Here is a 15,904-nt window from a genome sequence, read left to right as displayed (position 1 = left end):
GGCTACTGCGCCGCCCGGGCGCCCAGGGCCGGGCAGGAGATGGGGATTTCCTCGTCCTTGGTCGCCTCGTCCTGGGCACCCGCGCGCAGCCGCCGGATGCGGCCGTCCGTGGCGGGGACGATGGAGGGCGCGGACGCGAAGGCGGCGCGCAGCACCTCCTGGGTGGTGCGCCCCTGCTTGGGGGCGACCTGGTACCTGGCGCCCTTGAACATGGTGTACCCGTCGCCGCCCCCGGAGATGTACGAGTTGGTGGCGAGCGTGTACGTGCGCTTGGGATCGAGCGGCTCGCCATTCACGCTGGCGCTCACGATGCGCTCGCCCACGGGCCGGCAGACGTCGAAGGTGTAGTGGATGCCGGAGACCTGGGGGAAGCGCCCCGGGTCCGCCTCCTCGGCGCTGCGGCTCACGCCGTGCTCCAGTGCCTGGCGCAGCACCGCGCCCGTCACCTCGATGCTCACCACCGAGTCCGGGAAGGGGTGGATGGCCAGCACGTCCCGGCGGGTGAGGGGCCCGGGCCGCAGCACCGAGTCCGAGCGGATGGCGCCGCCGTTGATGAGCGCCACCTGCGCGCCCGCGGCCTGGCGGTAGGCGTCCGCGATGAAGGAGCCCAGGTTGGTCTCGTGGTTGCGGTTGGCCTGCTCGTTCGCGTCGAGCGGCACGGAGGTGCGGCCCACGGGCTCGGACAGCTCGGCCGTCAGCGCGTCATATGGGTGCATGGCGGCGGTGAAGGCGGTGTCCTCGGGCACGTCCGGCGTCACCGGCAGCACGTCGAAGTCCATGCTGCGCAGCTTGCCGCTGCGCGTGCCCACGTGCAGCGTGACGCGTCCCAGCTCGCGCGCCTCGGAGGACATCTTCACGATGGGCGTGCCGTTGGACACCGCCTGCATCAGGATGTGCTCGTGGCCGCCGATGATGACGTCGATGGGCGCGCAGCGCGCGAGCGTCTTGTCCTCGGCCACGAACAGGTGCGTGAGCCCGACGATCACCTGGGCGCCCTGGGCCTTCATGAGCGGCACCAGCTCGCGTGCCTTGGCGCAGGTGTCCGTGAAGTACACGTTCGGCCCGGGCTTGGAGCTGTACTTCGTCTTGCCCAGCAGCACCCCGAAGAGGCCCACCTTCACTCCGCCCACCTCGCGGATGACGAAGGGCGGCGTGTCCGCGAAGGGGCGCCGGGTCTCCTTGTCCATGACGTTGGCGCCCAGCCACGTGAAGCGTGACTCCTTGATGCGCTGGCGCAGCACGTCCGGCCCGAAGTCGAACTCGTGGTTGCCCAGCACCGCGTAGTCCAGGCCCAGGGCGTTCCACGCGTCGATCATCTGCTTGCCCTTGTGGACGGTGGACTCCACCGAGGGCCCCAGCGTGTCACCGGCCATCAGGAACAGCGTGTGGGGCGATTCGGCGAGCGCCTGTTTGCGCAGGGTGGACAGCCGCGCCAGTCCTCCCCGGGCCCCGAAGTCCACCGGAGTGAACTGGTACACGTCGTTGACGTGCAGGAGCGTGACGGTGACGGTGGGCTCGTCCTCCAGCTCCGGCTCGGGCGGAGGCGTGCGTCCCAACAGGGCGGAACAGCCCGCGAGCAACAGGGGGGCCAGGAGAAGGGCGGAGAGGCTCGGCGGACGGAACGGAGAGGACATGGGAATTTCGGCGGCGAGAATCTCCCACGTTGGGCCCGCTTGTACATCCTTCTCGCGTGACCCGTTCGTGACGCTCCGTCGCAGGTGCGCCCTCCCTCTCGCACAGCGAGGTGGCGGGCGGTTCGGGTGGCTCACACCGTGTAGCGGCGTCCCTGGGCGAGTGGCTCGATGTTGCTCGCCGCGAGGTCGAACCCATCCGGGTAGTGGATGAGCCGCATCTTCGCGCGCACGGCCTCGGGCAGGGCCGCCAGCCTGTCGTAGGGCGTGTGGACGCCGTAGTTCGTCTCGTGCACCACGAGGTCCGCCTCGCCGAGCCAGGCGATCAACCCCTCGTCATAGGCGGTGTCCGCGCTGTAGCCGAGGCAGCGCCCGCCGGCGCGGATGCGCAGGGCGGTGGTGGGCACGTGGTGGTAGGTGCGGCGGCACTCGATGGTGAAGGGGCCGAAGCGCACGGCCTGCTCGGTGGAGAGCGGTAGGGGCTCGAAGTAGTCGTCGAGCCCATGGCGCTCGGGCTCTCCTCCGGGCGTGCGGATGAGATCCTCCATGCCGGCGGCGAGGTGGCCGTCCCACAGCCGGCGCGTCACGTCCGGGTGGGCGAGCAACCGCAGCTTCCGCTTGAGCACGAAGAAGGAGAAGTAGCCGAGCCCTTCCACGCCCGAGCTGTGGTCGGCGTGCAGGTGGGTGAGCACGAGGCCCGACACGCGGTCGGCGTCCAACGCCACCCCCGAGGACAGGCTGGCCTCGCGCATCATCTTGCGGATGGGGTGGGGACAGTCCACGAGCAGCACCTGGCCCTCGGCTTCGAGCGCCAGGCAGGAGGAGTAGTACAGGGCGGAGAAGGCATCGCCGACGCCGAGGGTGACGAAGGACAGGCTCATCGTGGACTCCAGCGAGACGTAGGGGAGGCGCGGCGCTGCTCGGGGCTCCAGTCGGGAAGGATGCGACTCATCGCCGCGCCTCCGGGCCGTCCGGGTCGAGCAGCCCCGCGGCCATGCGCTTCACGGTGCCCGCGGCCGAGCCCGGGGGAACCAGCCCCGGAGCGGCCGTCGAGAGCACGAAGTAGCCCTGGATCGCCGCGAAGAGCCCCGCCGCCACCGCCCGTGCCCGCTCCCGGCCCAGCACCTCGCCGACCAGCTCCTCCAGGTGCGTCAGGTCCGCGCGCACCACCTTGTCGTAGGCCGCGCGCACCTCGGGCTGGCGCAGTGCCTCCGCGCTGATGGTCACCCAGGCCGCCACCGCCTCTGGCTCCGCGTCGTCTCCCGTGGAGAGGAAGGCCTCGATGAAGGCCTCCACCCGTGCCCGCGGCCCTCCCTTCGTCCGCGCCAGCCGCGCCTTCACCCGCTCCCGCCCCCGCTCCGCCAGCTGCTCCACCAGCGCCAGGAGCACCTCCTGCTTCTGGGTGAAGTGGTAGTGCACCAGACCCGGGCTCAGCTCCGCCGCCTTCGCGATCTCCGCGATGGACGCGCGCTCGTAGCCGCGCTCGGCCATGACGCGCAGCAGCCCCTGGACGATCTGCCTCCGACGCTCCTCCGTGTTCGATGGGCGGGCCATGTCCGACCCCTCTGTTTATAAGTTGGTCGAACAACTTATAAACAGTCAGGGGAGACGGCGTCAACCGGGCCCCGGCTACTGTCCCAGGTCGGTCGGCTTGGGCTCGGGTTTGGTCTCCTGGGAGCGGCGGTGATGGGACTCGCGGTACACCTGGGCGCGGAAGCGCAGGATGGGGTCGTCGGACAGCTCGATGCCGGGGACGACGCCGGTCGGATCGAAGACGAACAGCTCGGACTCGCGCTGGTCCTCGTAGGGGCGCTCGAGCACGAGCCGGCCGACGGTCACCCGCGGGCGGTCCTCGGGCCAGGCGCGGGTGGCGTCATGGGTGGGGTCGCCCGGCTGGGCCAGCTGGAACTCGAGCTCCCAGGCCACGCGCTCGCGCGAGACGCGCTGCCGGATTTCGTCGAGCAGGTACTGCTCGGGGCGTTGCGTGGCCTCGGCCTCGCTCAGGGAGGTGGGGCTGGCCAGGGGCACCCAGCTGTAGCGGAAGGTGCGGCGCTGTCCGTGGGCGTCCACCAGGTGGTAGGCGTGGATGCCGTTGAAGCGCTCGTGGGCGAAGCTGGGCGTGGGCTTGAGCTGGGCGACGCCCTTGAAGCCGCGCAGCGCGTTCAGGTGCGTGGCGAGGTAGCCCAGCAGTCGCAGCGGGTTGGGCTTGCGCTTCTCGCCCTCGGGGCGCTGGGCGGTGGTGAGTTGGATGAACTCCTGGGGCGTGCGGGCGAGGAAGACGGGGATGTTGGCGGCGGCCCAGGTCGCGAACCCGCCCGAGGGCAGGGTGAAGCGCACGGCGAGGCCCAGCACCCGGCCCCGGGTGGGCGACACGCGATCCGCGGCGTGGGGGCTGCCCGCGGCGTTCGACAGCCGCACGAGCGTGCGGATGGGGGGGCCCTGGAAGTGCTCCGCCGTCGTCAGGCCCCGGGCGTCGGGCGAGGGGGTGAACGTCGCATGGAACACCAGCCCCCGGGAGTGGGCGCGCCGGTAGCCCTTCTCGGCGCCGGCATAGGCCTCCATGGCATGAATCGCTTCTTGAACTGGCTCCGCCATCTCGCTCGTCCTTCTTTTTTCTGGGAGGTTTGACACGACGCGCCACCAGCGGCGCCGCGCGCTGATAACAGGCGCTCGCGGGAGGTGCCATGCGGATTGGAATCATCGGCAGTGGGAAGGTGGGCCGGGCCCTGGGGGCCTGGATGACCCGGGTGGGCTACGAGGTGGCCTTCACCTCGCGCACCCAGGCGCATGCGCTCGAGGCGGCGCGCGACGCGGGCCCGGGCGCGACGGCCCTGGAGCTGCGCGCGCTGGTGGAGTCGTGCGACCTGCTCCTGCTGACGCTGCCCTTCGCGCAGATCGTCCCGACGCTCGAGCCGCTGCGCCAGGCGCTCGCGAGGAAGATCCTCGTCGACGTCACCAACCCGATCACGGACAACCACCGGGCGCTGAGCATGGGGCACACGACGTCCGGCGCCGAGGAGATCTCCCGGCGCTTTCCGGAGGCGAGCGTGGTGAAGGCCTTCAACGCCGTCTTCGCGGAGGTGTACGCCGCCCAGCGGGCCCGGCTCGAGGACCGGCCCATCACGATGTTCTACGCGGGTGACGAGGACGCCGCGAAACAGCGGGTGCGGGAGCTCCTCGTGCGGCTGGGGTTCGACGCGGTGGACGCTGGACCCCTGATGAACTCGCGCTACCTCGAGCCCCTGTCGCTGCTCAACATCCACCTGGGGCGCGTGCTCGGCTGGGGCGCGCACATCGGCTTCTCGCTGCTGCGCGAGCCCCGATAGGCCTCAATACGAGAGCAGGGCGCAGACCTTGTCGCGGCCCAGGCGCTCGCGTCCGGGCAGGAAGTCCAGCGAGATGAGGAAGCTGTAGCCCACCACTTCCGCGCCCAGCGCCGTCACCAGGCGCTGCGTGGCCTGAGCGGTGCCGCCCGTGGCGAGCAGATCATCCACGATGAGCACCCGGTCCCCCCGGCCCACCGCGTCCTCGTGCAGTTGCAGGCCGTCCTCGCCGTACTCCAGCGCGTAGCGCTCGGTGCGCGTGCGCCAGGGCAGCTTTCCCGGCTTGCGCGCGGGGGCGAAGCCCGCGTGCAGGGTCAGGGCGATGGGCGCGCCGAACAGGAAGCCGCGCGACTCCACGGCCACCACCCGGTCGATGCGCTGGCCCCGGAAGGGCGCCGCCATGGCGTCCACCACGCGGTGGAACAGGTGGGGGTCGGCGAGTACGGGCGTCACGTCCTTGAAGAGGATGCCCGGCTTGGGGAAGTCCGGCACGTCGCGCAGGCGGTTTTTCACCTCGTCGAGGAGGGTGGCGTCATGGCCGGCGGTGAAGAGGGAGGGCGAGGGATTCGGGCTCATGGTTGGTAGATCTCCGGGTTGACACAATTCGGGGGAGGGCGACCCTCCAGCGCGGCGAGCAGGTTGTCCACCGCCATGGAGGCCATGCGGCCGCGGGTGGCGTGGCTCGCGCTGGCGATGTGGGGGGCGAGCAGCACCCGGGGCAGGTGCAGGAGGGGACTGTCGAGCGGCAGGGGCTCGGGATCCGTCACGTCCAGGGCGGCGCCGCCCAGGTGCCCGCTCTCGAGTGCGTCCACGAGCGCGGATTGATCCACCACGGGCCCCCGGGCGGTGTTCACCAGCAGGGCGCCGGGTTTCATGGCGGCCAGCTCCGCCCGACCCAGCCAGTGACGGGTCTCGGGGGTGAGGGGCACGTGCAGCGAGACGACATCCGATTGGGCCAGCAGCGTGGCCTTGTCCACCCGCGTGAGGCCCAGCTCCGCCTCCAGCTCCGGCCGGGCCTGGCGGTTGACGTACAGCAGCCGCATGCCGAAGCCGCGGGCGCGCCGGGCCACCGCCGCGCCAATGGCACCCAGGCCCACGATGCCCAGCGTGGCCCCGTGGACGTCCGGACCCAGCAGCAGGCTGGGATCCCAGGTTCGCCACTGGCCCGATCGCACGTAGGCATCCGCCTCCGCCACCCGTCGCGCCAGCCCCATCAGCAGGGCGAAGGCGAAGTCCGCCGTCGTCTCGGTGAGCACTCCGGGGGTGTTGCCCACCGCGATGCGCCGGGCGGTGCAGGCGCCCACGTCGATGTTGTCGTGGCCCACCGCCACGTTGCTGACCACCCGCAGGTGGGGAGCACCGGCGAGCAGGGCCTCGTCCACCCGGTCGGTCAAGAGGGTGATGAGCCCCTCGGCCTCCCGGGCTTCCGCCTGGAGGACGTCCGGTGGGGGAGGAAGGGGTTCCGGCCAGACGCGGGGTGAGGTATGCACGGCCAGTCGGGCGAGCGCCTCTCCTGGCAATTGCCGGGTGACGAAGACGCGAGGGGGGTTGGGGCGTTTCATCTCGACCGACCATGCTCTCACAAGGAGCGGGCCGTGAGGTGGGTGAGCGATCGAACATCGTTCGCCCATCGCTCTTCACTTTTCCCACGACGCGAGACGCCCCGTCTGTGGTAATCGAATGGATTCCCCTCGCCCCGGGGGGAAGGGACTTGCCAGAACGTGCCTTCCATCGCCGACACACGAGAAGCACCTCCCCCTCTTGATGGCCAGTGGCTCCGGGCTCTCAAGGCGGAGGTTCCGCCCCTCACCTTCAAGAAGGGCCGCGAGGTCGCGGAATCCCGCCGCGTCTTCGGACTCAACCGGGATGGCGGACGCATCCGGGCCCAGGTGGCCAGCTCCGACGCGCCCGAGGTGCGCTACGAGGTCACCCTCGACGTGGGCGATGGCAAGCCCATCTCCAAGTGCACCTGCCAGGCCTGGAACGTCCAGGGGCCCCACTGCGAGCACGTGGTGGCCGCCGCCCTCATCTTCGCCGCCCGGCTGCGCGCCTCGATGATCGCCGCCGCGGCCTCCGCGCCGGCCAACGCTGCGGCCCCGGCGGCCGCTGCTTCCGCGTCGGCCCCGGCCGCCGAGCCCTCCCGGTACGAGGACGAGGCCCCGGTTGACTCGGAGGAGTCCGTGCCGATGGAGGAGGCGCCGGCCGGGGACGCGGTGAGTCTCCCCGCGCTCGCGAAGGTGGAGAGCTGGCTGGGCCTGTCCTCCCAGCCGGACTACGAGTTCCTCTACCGGCTCACGCCCACCAACGCGGGTCCTGGTGGGCGTCACTGGCTCATCGACGTGCGCCGCCAGGACGCGCAGATGAAGGGGCCGGTGCACATCAAGCGCATGCTCCAGGCCGGCATGCGCATCGCGCCCCCTGACGAGCGCGTCTTCATCCTGCTGGCCAAACACGAGCAGCGCTACGACTCGCGCATCGTGCTGTCCGACGAGGACCTGTGCGAGCTGTTCGAGTTCCTGCGCCAGCGCCGCGTCATCTACCGCGGCACCGCGCTCATCTTCTCCAACGAGCCGGTCCGGCCGCAGATCCACCTCGAGTCACGCCAGGACGGCGCCACCGCGCGCATCGAGCTGCTCATGCCGGATGGCACGAGCCTGTCGCTCAAGGACGCCATCCTGCTGGCGGGCATGCGCACCTACATCATCTCCGGGCAGAACCTGCTGCCGGTGGAGCCGGACCTGCCGCCGCGGCTGGTGCGCAAGTGGCTCCTGGAGCCCACCATGGCCTTCCCGGTGGGGCAGTTGGATCGGGTGCTCACGTTCTTCGCCGCCCATCTGCCGCGCTTCCAGATGGCGCTCAAGGCGGACGACATCGACGTGGACGAGTCCGTGGAGCCGCGCTTCCTGCTCACGCTGGAGGGTTCCTCCGAGCGCGTGAAGGTGCAGCTCGCCGCGCGCTACGGGCAGACCACCGTCGCCGTGTCGCCCACGGCCTCGCACCTGGGCTACGCGAGTGGCGTGGGCACCGAGGGCCGCAAGCTCTACCGGCGCCGCGAGGAGGAGGAGCGTGCCGCGGGCAAGCGCCTGCAGGACCTGGGGCTGCGCTACGATCCGCACACCCACGCGTACGACGCGAGCGGTGACGGGGCGATCGAGTTCTGGGCGCGGGGCCTGGCGTCCCTGCCGAGCAGCTGGGAGCGCTTCGGCGTGCAGGCGCCCAAGGTGCGGCTGCGGCCGAAGCTCCGGCCGCGCATCCGCGTGGGCATGAGCGGGGTGAGCTGGTTCGAGCTGGACGCCGAGTTCATCACCGATGATCAGGCGGTGGACCTGGGCGCGGTGCGCATGTGGCTCGACTCGGGCCGGCGCTTCGTGCCGCTCAAGGACGGCACCTACGCGGAGGCGGACATCGCGGAGCTCAAGCGCGCCGCGGATCTCCTGGAGGAGGCGGGGGCGCTGCCGGGACGCACGCGCACGCGCCTGCCGCTGCACCAGGCCGTCGCGTTGGATCTGCTCGCGGAGCTGGGCGACTTCACCGAGGTGGAGACCAAGGCGCGCAAGGCGATGAGCGAGCTGCGCGACACCAACGGCGTGCCCAAGGTGGCCTTGCCCGACGGGCTCAACGCCACGCTGCGCCACTACCAGGAGTCGGGCCTGTCCTGGCTGTGGTTCCTCCACCGCCACGGGCTGTCCGGCATCCTCGCGGACGACATGGGTCTGGGAAAGACGATCCAGTCGCTGAGCCTCCTGCGCAAGGTGGCCAACGAGGAGGGCCGCAAGCCGTCGCTCGTGGTGGCGCCCACCAGCGTGCTGGCCAACTGGGAGCGCGAGGCCGAGCGCTTCACACCGGGCCTCAAGGTCGTCGTCTGGCACGGGCAGGATCGCAAGGAGCGCGTGGAGGACCTGAAGGACGCGGACCTCGTGCTCACCTCCTACGCGCTCGTGCGGCGCGACCTGGAGGCGCTCAGCCAGGTGGGCTTCCGCTACATCATTCTGGACGAGGCGCAGAACATCAAGAACGCGGACAGCGCCACCGCCCAGGCCTGCAAGTCGCTGCCGAGCGACACGCGGCTGGCGCTCACGGGCACGCCGCTGGAGAACCGGCTCAGCGAGCTGTGGAGCCTCTTCGACTTCCTCATGCCGGGCTTCCTCGGCAGCGCCGAGGGCTTCAGCGACCGCTTCGAGCAGCCCATCCAGGTGGCCAACGACACCGCGGTGAGAGATCGCCTGCGCCGCCGCATCCAGCCCTTCATCCTGCGCCGGCTCAAGACGGAGGTAGCCAAGGATCTGCCGCCCAAGACGGAGAGCGTGGCGTGGTGCGAGATGGAGCCGGGCCAGGCGGCGCTCTACCGCGAGGTGCTCGAGGAGAGCCGCCGCAAGGTGAGCGAGTCCATCGAGAAGATGGGCTTCAAGCGCAGCCGCGTCTCCATCCTCGCCGCGCTCATGCGGCTGCGTCAGGTGTGCTGCGATCCGCGGCTGCTCAAGATGCCCCCGGGCACGCTCCTGCCCTCGAGCGCCAAGCTCGAGCGCTTCGGCCAGCTCGTGGACGACCTGGTCGCCGAGGGCCACCGCGCGCTCGTCTTCAGCCAGTTCACCGAGATGCTGGAGCTGCTCAAGGGCGAGGCGGATCGGCGCGGCCTGGGCTACCTCTACCTGGATGGCCGCACGAAGGACCGCATGGGCAAGGTGGACGAGTTCAACCGTCCCGACGGCCCTCCGCTCTTCTTCATCAGCCTCAAGGCGGGTGGCACCGGCCTCAACCTCACGGCGGCCGACTACGTCATCCATTACGATCCCTGGTGGAACCCGGCCGTGGAGGACCAGGCGACGGACCGTACGCACCGCATCGGCCAGACGCGCGCCGTCATCAGCTACAAGCTGATTACGCGTGGCACGGTGGAGGAGAAGATCCTCAGCCTGCAGAAGCGCAAGAAGGAGCTGGCCGCGGGCGTGTTGGGCGCGGACGGCGACTTCGGCAAGATGTTGACCGAGCAGGACCTGGTCGACCTCTTCCAGGCGGAATAGCGCTCCCTGGGACCCCGGTACACGCGGGGTCCCCACACTCCTTCGCGAGCGAGCGAGCGGGCGCCCGTGCTCCAGGCCGGAACGCTTGTGCAGTGTCAGAGGCCACTGCTAGGTTGTTCAGGTACGGGGTGTATCTGGCGAGGGAGTGCACCGTGCTGCTGGGCTTACGGATTTCGAATGTGGCGGTGATCGAGGAGGTGGAGGTGGCGTTCGGAGCCGGGCTGACCGTGCTCACGGGCGAGACGGGGGCGGGTAAGTCCATCCTCGTGGATTCGCTCGGGCTGCTGCTGGGGGGGCGGGCGGATGCGGAAGCCATCCGCGCGGGGTGCGAGGAGGCCTCGGTGGAGGGCGTGTTCGAGCGCACGCCCATCCTGGCCTCCCGGCTGGAGGAACTGGGGCTGCCGGACCTGGGCGACGAGGTGTTGGTGCGCCGGGTGGTGGGTCGCAGTGGTCGGGCCAAGGCCTACATCAATGGCTCCATGGTGACGGTGGGGGTGCTGGCGCGCTTCATGCGGGGCGCGGTGGACATCGCCGGCCAGCACGAGCACGTGAGCCTCTTCGACGCGGGGCTGCACCGGGTGCTGCTGGATCGCTACGGGCAGCTCGAGGAGCCGCTCGCCACCTATATGTGTGACTACGAGGCCGTCGCGGACGTGATGGCCCGCATGGAGGCGTTGGGCGGGGACGAGTCCCGGCTGCGCGAGCGCGCCGAGTTCATGCGCTTCCAGTTGGATGAGCTCTCCAAGCTGGACCCCGAGCCGGGAGAGGACGTGCGGCTGGACGCCGAGCGCAAGCGCCTGGCGGGCTCGGAGAAGCTCAAGCGCCAGGGCGCCGAGGCGGAGCTGCTGCTCGGGGGCGAGGAGGCGAGCGCCGTGGAGACGGTGGGCCGCGCGCTGGGGCTGGTGAACGAGGCGGTCAAGTGCGACGCGTCGCTGGAGCCGGTGGCCCAGTCGCTGGGCACCGCGCTGTCGGAGCTGGAGGAGGCGCAGCGGCGGCTCAACCGCTACGTGGAGGGCCTCGAGTCGGATCCCGCCCGGCTGAGCGAGGTGGAGGACCGGCTGGATGCCATCAAGCGGCTGTGCCGCAAGCACGCCACGTCCCTGGAGGGCCTGTTGCAGAAGCGCGACACCCTGGAGACGGAGCTGTCCACGCTGGACAACCGGCAGGAGGTGCTCGAGGAGCTCTCACGGGAGCGCAAGGTGGCCGAGGAGCGGGCGCGCCGCAGTGGCGAGGCCCTCTCGCGCGCGCGCGCCGCGTGCGCCGGAACGTTCGGCAGCCAGGTGCGCGAGGGCCTGGGGATGCTGGCGCTGGGCAAGGCCGCCTTCGAGGTCCGGGTGACGCCCGGCAACCAGCTCAAGCCCGAGGGCCTGGACGAGGTGGAGTTCTTCTTCAGCGCCAACCCGGGCGAGCCGGCGCGCTCGCTGGCCAAGGTGGCCTCGGGCGGTGAGGCCTCTCGCCTGCTCCTGGCCCTCAAGCGTGCACTGGCCGACAGTGACGGCTGTGGGTGCTACATCCTGGACGAGGCGGACGCGGGCGTGAGTGGCGCCATCGCGGACGTGGTGGGTCGGATGATCAAGGACGTGAGCGGACACCGGCAGGTGCTGTGCATCACGCACCTGCCCCAGGTGGCGGCCTATGCGGACGCCCACCTGCTCATCCGCAAGGGGCTCAAGGGCGAGCGCACCGTTTCGGAGGTGGTATCCCTGGAGGCGGGCGCCGAGCGGACCCAGGAGCTGGCGCGGATGATGTCCGGGGTCGAGGTGACGCGCGAGGCGCTGGGGGCGGCCGAGGCCCTGGTGCGCTCGGCCCACCGGGCCACGGGCTCGCCCCGGGCGCGGCGGGATCCGACCCCCGAGGGGGGCTCCCGGAGCCGGTTGCGCCGCAGCGCGTAGCAGACAGGCTGCAACCGCTTCTTGCTTCTGCCATGAGCGCTCACATAGCATCCACGACGTGTCCAGAACCGCAGGGCAGACCGCGGCTCCCCGCATGAAGGTCGTCTCGGCCGGCCTCACGGATGTGGGGCGTAAGCGCAATCACAATGAGGACAGCTTCCTGATCGACGACGAGCTCCAGCTCTATGTCGTCGCGGATGGAATGGGTGGCCATGCCGGGGGCGGTACCGCCTCGCGCATCGCCGTCGAGACCATCGACAAGGAGCTGAGGCGGGCCCGGGAGAGCCGGGACAACCCGTTCGCCACCAGCGCCAACCTGCAGGACTCGCTCCTGCCGGATGCCTTGCGCACGGCGGTGGAGAGGGCCTGTCTGGCCATCTTCACCACCGCGCAGGAGGATCCGCGCCTGTCGGGGATGGGCACCACGGTCATCTCGCTCGTCGTGCGCGACAACCACGCGTTCTTCGCGCACGTGGGCGACAGCCGCGCCTACCTCGTCCGGGGTCCCCTCATCCAGCAGGTCTCCGAGGACCACTCCCTGGTCAACGAGCAGATCAAGGCCGGGATGATCACCCCCGAGGAGGCCAAGCACTCGCGCTACAAGAACATCATCACGCGCTCGGTGGGCTTCGAGGAGGAGGTCCAGGTGGACGTGATGGGCGTGGTGGCCGAGCCGGGTGACGTCTTCCTGCTGTGCTCGGATGGCCTCGCCAACATGGTCGAGGACCGGGAGCTGCACGAGGTGGTGCAGGCCACGCCGGAAATCGCGCAGGTGCCCCAGCGCCTCATCGAGCTGGCCAACGAGCGCGGCGGTGACGACAACATCACCGCCATCGTCGTGCAGATGTGCGTCTGACGGGGGTGCTCCTCCTTCCGAGGAGCCTCCTGGAATCATTCCACCCGGCTGTAAGTGAAAGTCGGAGCGAGGGCGTCTCGGCTTGACACCCCTCGAAACCGGGTGGTAGCTGCCCAAACGACCCTCGTGGCAGTGCGGCACGGGGTGGGCATGAATCGGTGGCGAGGGCGGGGCAGGTGGAACGCGCCAGGGGCGGGTCAGTCGAGGACCGTCTCGCGAGCGCACACCGAAGCGCTTTGGCGCATCGAGGGAGTTTGCATTGTCGAAGGCGAAAAAGTCCTACACGCTGATGGTGATCGCGGACCACAACGCACCGGTCCGGCGTTTCAACATCTCCCGGTCGCTCATGTGGCAGGTGGGCAGTGGGGCGCTGTTGCTGACGGGACTGGCCCTGGGTGCTTCACTCCACTACTTCCAGGTGGCCCGGGACGCGGCGGAGAACCGCATCCTCCGGGAGGAGAACCTCACGCTGCGCACCCAGCTCAAGTCGGTGCGCGAGCGCATCGAGCACATCGGCTCCACGCTGGACCGGGTGGAGCGCTTCGATCAGAAGCTGCGCGCCATCACCCTCCTGTCGGATCCCCAGCGCAACCTGGCCATGGGCCCGGTGGAGCGGGAGCCGGGAGTGGGCGCGCCCGTGGCGGAGACCCAGTTCACCGAGCTGACGAGCCTGGAGTCGCCCAAGTCGCTGCCGGGCAAGCTGGATCGGCTGAGCGCCGAGGCCACGCGCCAGGAGCAGAGCCTCCAGGAGTTGCAGGCGTACTTCCAGGACCAGAAGTCGCTCCTGGCCTCCACCCCGTCCGTCTGGCCCACGCGCGGCTGGGTGACGAGTGACTTCGGCCAGCGGCTCGATCCGTACACCGCCGAGCGCGTGGGCCACGCGGGCATGGACATCGCGGCGCCCCACGGCAAGGCGGTGGATGCGCCGTCGGATGGCACGGTGGTGTTCGCGGGGCTCGAGGGCGGCTACGGCAACGTGATCGTCATCGACCACGGCTACGGCATCAAGACGCGCTTCGGCCACCTGTCGAAGATCCTGGTGAAGGCGGGGGATCGGGTGAAGCGCGGCATGCAGATCGCGAACGTGGGCAACACCGGCCGCTCCACCGGGCCGCACCTGCACTACGAAGTGCGCGTCAACGGCATCCCGCAGAACCCGCGCAAGTTCATCCTCGAGGACTAGAGGACCCAGTCATTCGCCGCGCCGCCCTTTCCGGGGCGCCGCGCCGTGAGCGGGGGTGGGAGCCCAGGGGCTTCCGCCCCCTTCGCGTTTGCTCAGGCTGGAGAAGCGGCGGGCACGAAGCCGTCGAGCCGCAGCCGGCGCCGCTGGAGCTCCTCGGCCTGTCCCAATCGCTCGAGGGTATAGGCGCGCTCCAGCTCTCCCCAGACGAGGGGGCCGAGCACCTGCCAGTGGGTGGGCTGCTCGAGCGTGAGCTCCAGCCGGGCGAGGGTGAAGTCCGGCACCTCGGCGCCGGCGGGCAGTGCGGCGGCCACGTCCGCGGCGAGCCGGGCGCGCACGGCGTCACGGGGGGCCTGCGCGAGAGACAGCCCCGAGGTGGGCACGAGGAGCACGGCGAAGTTGTCGCCGTGCAGACGCACCACCTTCGCCCCCGGAAAGCGCGCCTGGAGCGAGGCCACCACGGCGCGCAGCATCGCGTCGCCCGCGGGGAAGCCGTGGCGGGCGTTGACGTGGATCATCCCCTTCACGTCGAGGATGAGCGCGCCCAGCGTCCACCCCTCCTGGTGCGCGTGTGTGGAGAGATCGAACTCCTCGCGCAGGAGCGCGCCCTGGGTGAGGGCGAAGGGGTGGAGGGCACCCGTCGCATCCGGCACGCCCCGGCGCGCGTGCTCCTCGTCGAGCAGCCGCTGGAGCGCGACCTTCACGGGCTCGGCGGCGCGCTGCACGAGCCGTGGGTAGAGGGCCACCAGCGCGGTGGCCAGTTCTTCGTCGATGGCGTAGGGCATGGGGGGAGTCTGGCTCGCGAAGGAGGGGAGGCGCTCACTGGCCCCGGTGCGCGGTGACCGTCACCTCGTCCCGGTCATGGTAGAGCTGGCGCATGGTGAGCCCCTGCCAGCCCCCTTCCTCGGTGAGGATGTGGCGCACGCGCAGGAGCAGGGGGTTCTTGTCCTTCATGGGCAGCTTGATGTTGGCCACCAGGTGCGTGGCCCAGTCGCGCCGGCCCCACTTGGCCAGCAGCTGTGCCACCTCGAGCGGACGCCACGCCATGTCGCAGCACAACCAGTCGACGGGCTCCTCCGGGGTGTAGGCGAAGGCGCTCTCCTGCACGTGCTCCACCCGGGGGTGGTGGGCGAGCTCCGGCATCAACTTCGCCGGATCCACGGCGATCACCCGGGCGCCGCGCGCCACCAGCCGCTGGGTCCAGCCGCCGGGGGCCGCGCCGAGGTCCACGCACACCTCGCCCCGGCCGGGCTCGAAGGGGAGGTTGACCAGGGCCTCCTCCAGCTTCATCGCCGCCCGGGAGGGAGAGTCCGCGCCGCGGCGCATGCGCTGACGGCCTCCGGGCGAGAGCGACAGGGCCTCGCGCGCGGGCACCTCGCCCATCATCACCACCCCGGGTGCCACGCACAGCTCCACGAGTGTGGCTCCCGCCTCGCGCGCCCGCCACGTCTCCTCGAGGAGCCGGTCGGCGGGCAGGCGGGCCCGGGCGGCCTCCAGCAGGGCATCCGCCTCGTCCGCGAGCCGGTTGCCCGCCGGGCTGTCCGGGGTGAAGGACTGGAGGACGAGCATTCCCTGGGGCAGCGCGTCGAGGATGCGCTCGGCCAGGGCCCGGGCCGTCTGGTCGAGGTCCTGCCCGGAGGGGAGGGAAGTGAGCACGCGGATGCCGGTCCGCGCGAACACGGGCGGCTCGGCCGGGCGCGTCTCGCTCTCCACCAGGACCTCGCCCAGCATCCGGGGGGTGGCGCCCGCCCAGGCGAGCTCCTCGAAGAGGTGGGATTCGAACCCCGCCCGACACGTCCACAACCACCGGCCCGGTTGGGCGGGGAGGGTGGTGGGTGGGGGGACGGGGGCCTTGACCCGGGGCGGCGAGGCGCCAGGGGAGGGCCTGGCGGCCGTGTTCCGGGCGGAGGGGTTGCCCTTCGGGGCCGGGGGGCGGGGCGTCTGACGGGACGGCGGGGGTCTTTTCGACGAGAAGGCATTGCGTGGCCTCGGTTCCGCTTT

13 protein-coding genes are annotated in these 15,904 nt (G+C 70.8%); 5 read left to right on the top strand and 8 right to left on the bottom strand.

The features are described from left to right. Positions 1-2 precede the first annotated feature (2 nt). The 4 genes from CYFUS_RS36150 to CYFUS_RS36135 all read right to left on the bottom strand — a co-directional run bounded on the left by CYFUS_RS36150 (position 3) and on the right by CYFUS_RS36135 (position 4,193). Positions 3-1,634 carry a bifunctional metallophosphatase/5'-nucleotidase gene (locus CYFUS_RS36150; RefSeq protein WP_095989353.1) on the bottom strand — a complete coding sequence of 544 codons (1,632 nt, stop codon included), beginning with the start codon at positions 1,632-1,634 and terminating at the stop codon, positions 3-5. 131 nt (positions 1,635-1,765) lie between these two features. Continuing rightward, positions 1,766-2,512 carry an MBL fold metallo-hydrolase gene (locus tag CYFUS_RS36145; RefSeq protein WP_095989352.1) on the bottom strand — a complete coding sequence of 249 codons (747 nt, stop codon included), beginning with the start codon at positions 2,510-2,512 and terminating at the stop codon, positions 1,766-1,768. Positions 2,513-2,579: 67 nt separating this feature from the next. Beyond that, positions 2,580-3,185 (bottom strand): TetR family transcriptional regulator, encoded by a 606-nt coding sequence (locus tag CYFUS_RS36140; RefSeq protein ID WP_095989351.1) that lies wholly within the window; start codon positions 3,183-3,185, stop codon positions 2,580-2,582. A 75-nt stretch (positions 3,186-3,260) separates the two neighbouring features. Beyond that, positions 3,261-4,193 (bottom strand): catalase family peroxidase, encoded by a 933-nt coding sequence (locus CYFUS_RS36135; protein WP_232537005.1) that lies wholly within the window; start codon positions 4,191-4,193, stop codon positions 3,261-3,263. A gap of 122 nt (positions 4,194-4,315) precedes the next feature. Between CYFUS_RS36135 and CYFUS_RS36130 the strand changes: the two genes are divergently transcribed. Next, positions 4,316-4,957: an NADPH-dependent F420 reductase gene (locus CYFUS_RS36130; protein ID WP_095989349.1), complete on the top strand. Its 642-nt coding sequence runs from the start codon at positions 4,316-4,318 to the stop codon at positions 4,955-4,957. A 3-nt stretch (positions 4,958-4,960) separates the two neighbouring features. On the opposite strand, the gene CYFUS_RS36125 is transcribed toward CYFUS_RS36130, so the two are convergent. Together CYFUS_RS36125 and CYFUS_RS36120 are read right to left on the bottom strand one after the other, a co-directional pair. Then, complete coding sequence (locus CYFUS_RS36125) at positions 4,961-5,530, bottom strand: adenine phosphoribosyltransferase (protein ID WP_095989348.1); 570 nt, start codon at positions 5,528-5,530, stop codon at positions 4,961-4,963. Continuing rightward, the gene (locus CYFUS_RS36120; protein ID WP_095989347.1) at positions 5,527-6,516 is read right to left on the bottom strand and encodes a 2-hydroxyacid dehydrogenase; all 990 of its coding nucleotides are present in this window, start codon (positions 6,514-6,516) and stop codon (positions 5,527-5,529) included. Before CYFUS_RS36120 ends, CYFUS_RS36125 begins: the two co-directional genes overlap by 4 nt. Before the next feature lie 159 nt (positions 6,517-6,675). On the opposite strand from CYFUS_RS36120, the gene CYFUS_RS36115 reads away from it, so the two are divergent. From CYFUS_RS36115 to CYFUS_RS36100, 4 genes are all read left to right on the top strand, one after another. Next, complete coding sequence (locus CYFUS_RS36115) at positions 6,676-9,975, top strand: DEAD/DEAH box helicase (protein WP_095989346.1); 3,300 nt, start codon at positions 6,676-6,678, stop codon at positions 9,973-9,975. 152 nt (positions 9,976-10,127) lie between these two features. Then, the gene (gene recN / locus CYFUS_RS36110) at positions 10,128-11,867 is read left to right on the top strand and encodes a DNA repair protein RecN (RefSeq protein ID WP_095992441.1); all 1,740 of its coding nucleotides are present in this window, start codon (positions 10,128-10,130) and stop codon (positions 11,865-11,867) included. Between the two features lie 94 nt (positions 11,868-11,961). Further along, positions 11,962-12,723, top strand: coding sequence for a Stp1/IreP family PP2C-type Ser/Thr phosphatase (locus CYFUS_RS36105; protein ID WP_198316972.1), 762 nt, complete (start codon positions 11,962-11,964; stop codon positions 12,721-12,723). A gap of 289 nt (positions 12,724-13,012) precedes the next feature. Beyond that, positions 13,013-13,906, top strand: a complete 894-nt coding sequence (locus CYFUS_RS36100) for a M23 family metallopeptidase (RefSeq protein ID WP_095992440.1) — start codon at positions 13,013-13,015, stop codon at positions 13,904-13,906. 92 nt (positions 13,907-13,998) lie between these two features. Here CYFUS_RS36100 and CYFUS_RS36095 read toward each other — a convergent pair whose 3' ends face one another. Next, a complete protein-coding gene (locus tag CYFUS_RS36095) occupies positions 13,999-14,688 on the bottom strand; it encodes a diguanylate cyclase domain-containing protein (RefSeq protein WP_095989344.1) in 690 nt (229 codons plus the stop codon). 34 nt (positions 14,689-14,722) lie between these two features. Next, a complete protein-coding gene (rlmM, locus tag CYFUS_RS36090) occupies positions 14,723-15,634 on the bottom strand; it encodes a 23S rRNA (cytidine(2498)-2'-O)-methyltransferase RlmM (protein WP_420042717.1) in 912 nt (303 codons plus the stop codon). Between the last annotated feature and the right edge of the window lie 270 nt (positions 15,635-15,904).

Source organism: Cystobacter fuscus (assembly GCF_002305875.1).
GTDB lineage: Bacteria > Myxococcota > Myxococcia > Myxococcales > Myxococcaceae > Cystobacter > Cystobacter fuscus_A.
This window is presented reverse-complemented; position numbering and strand designations above follow the sequence as displayed.

Excerpts from the sequence above, each read along its gene's own strand:
- CYFUS_RS36130 (WP_095989349.1), top strand. The coding sequence starts at position 4,316 with ATGCGGATTGGAATCATCGGCAGTGGGAAGGTGGGCCGGGCCCTGGGG.
- rlmM (WP_420042717.1), bottom strand. The coding sequence starts at position 15,634 with ATGCTGGGCGAGGTCCTGGTGGAGAGCGAGACGCGCCCGGCCGAGCCG.
- CYFUS_RS36125 (WP_095989348.1), bottom strand. The coding sequence starts at position 5,530 with ATGAGCCCGAATCCCTCGCCCTCCCTCTTCACCGCCGGCCATGACGCC.
- CYFUS_RS36095 (WP_095989344.1), bottom strand. The coding sequence starts at position 14,688 with ATGCCCTACGCCATCGACGAAGAACTGGCCACCGCGCTGGTGGCCCTC.
- CYFUS_RS36135 (WP_232537005.1), bottom strand. The coding sequence starts at position 4,193 with ATGGAGGCCTATGCCGGCGCCGAGAAGGGCTACCGGCGCGCCCACTCC.
- CYFUS_RS36145 (WP_095989352.1), bottom strand. The coding sequence starts at position 2,512 with ATGAGCCTGTCCTTCGTCACCCTCGGCGTCGGCGATGCCTTCTCCGCC.
- CYFUS_RS36150 (WP_095989353.1), bottom strand. The coding sequence starts at position 1,634 with ATGTCCTCTCCGTTCCGTCCGCCGAGCCTCTCCGCCCTTCTCCTGGCC.
- CYFUS_RS36140 (WP_095989351.1), bottom strand. The coding sequence starts at position 3,185 with ATGGCCCGCCCATCGAACACGGAGGAGCGTCGGAGGCAGATCGTCCAG.
- CYFUS_RS36120 (WP_095989347.1), bottom strand. The coding sequence starts at position 6,516 with ATGAAACGCCCCAACCCCCCTCGCGTCTTCGTCACCCGGCAATTGCCA.
- CYFUS_RS36105 (WP_198316972.1), top strand. The coding sequence starts at position 11,962 with ATGAAGGTCGTCTCGGCCGGCCTCACGGATGTGGGGCGTAAGCGCAAT.
- CYFUS_RS36100 (WP_095992440.1), top strand. The coding sequence starts at position 13,013 with ATGGTGATCGCGGACCACAACGCACCGGTCCGGCGTTTCAACATCTCC.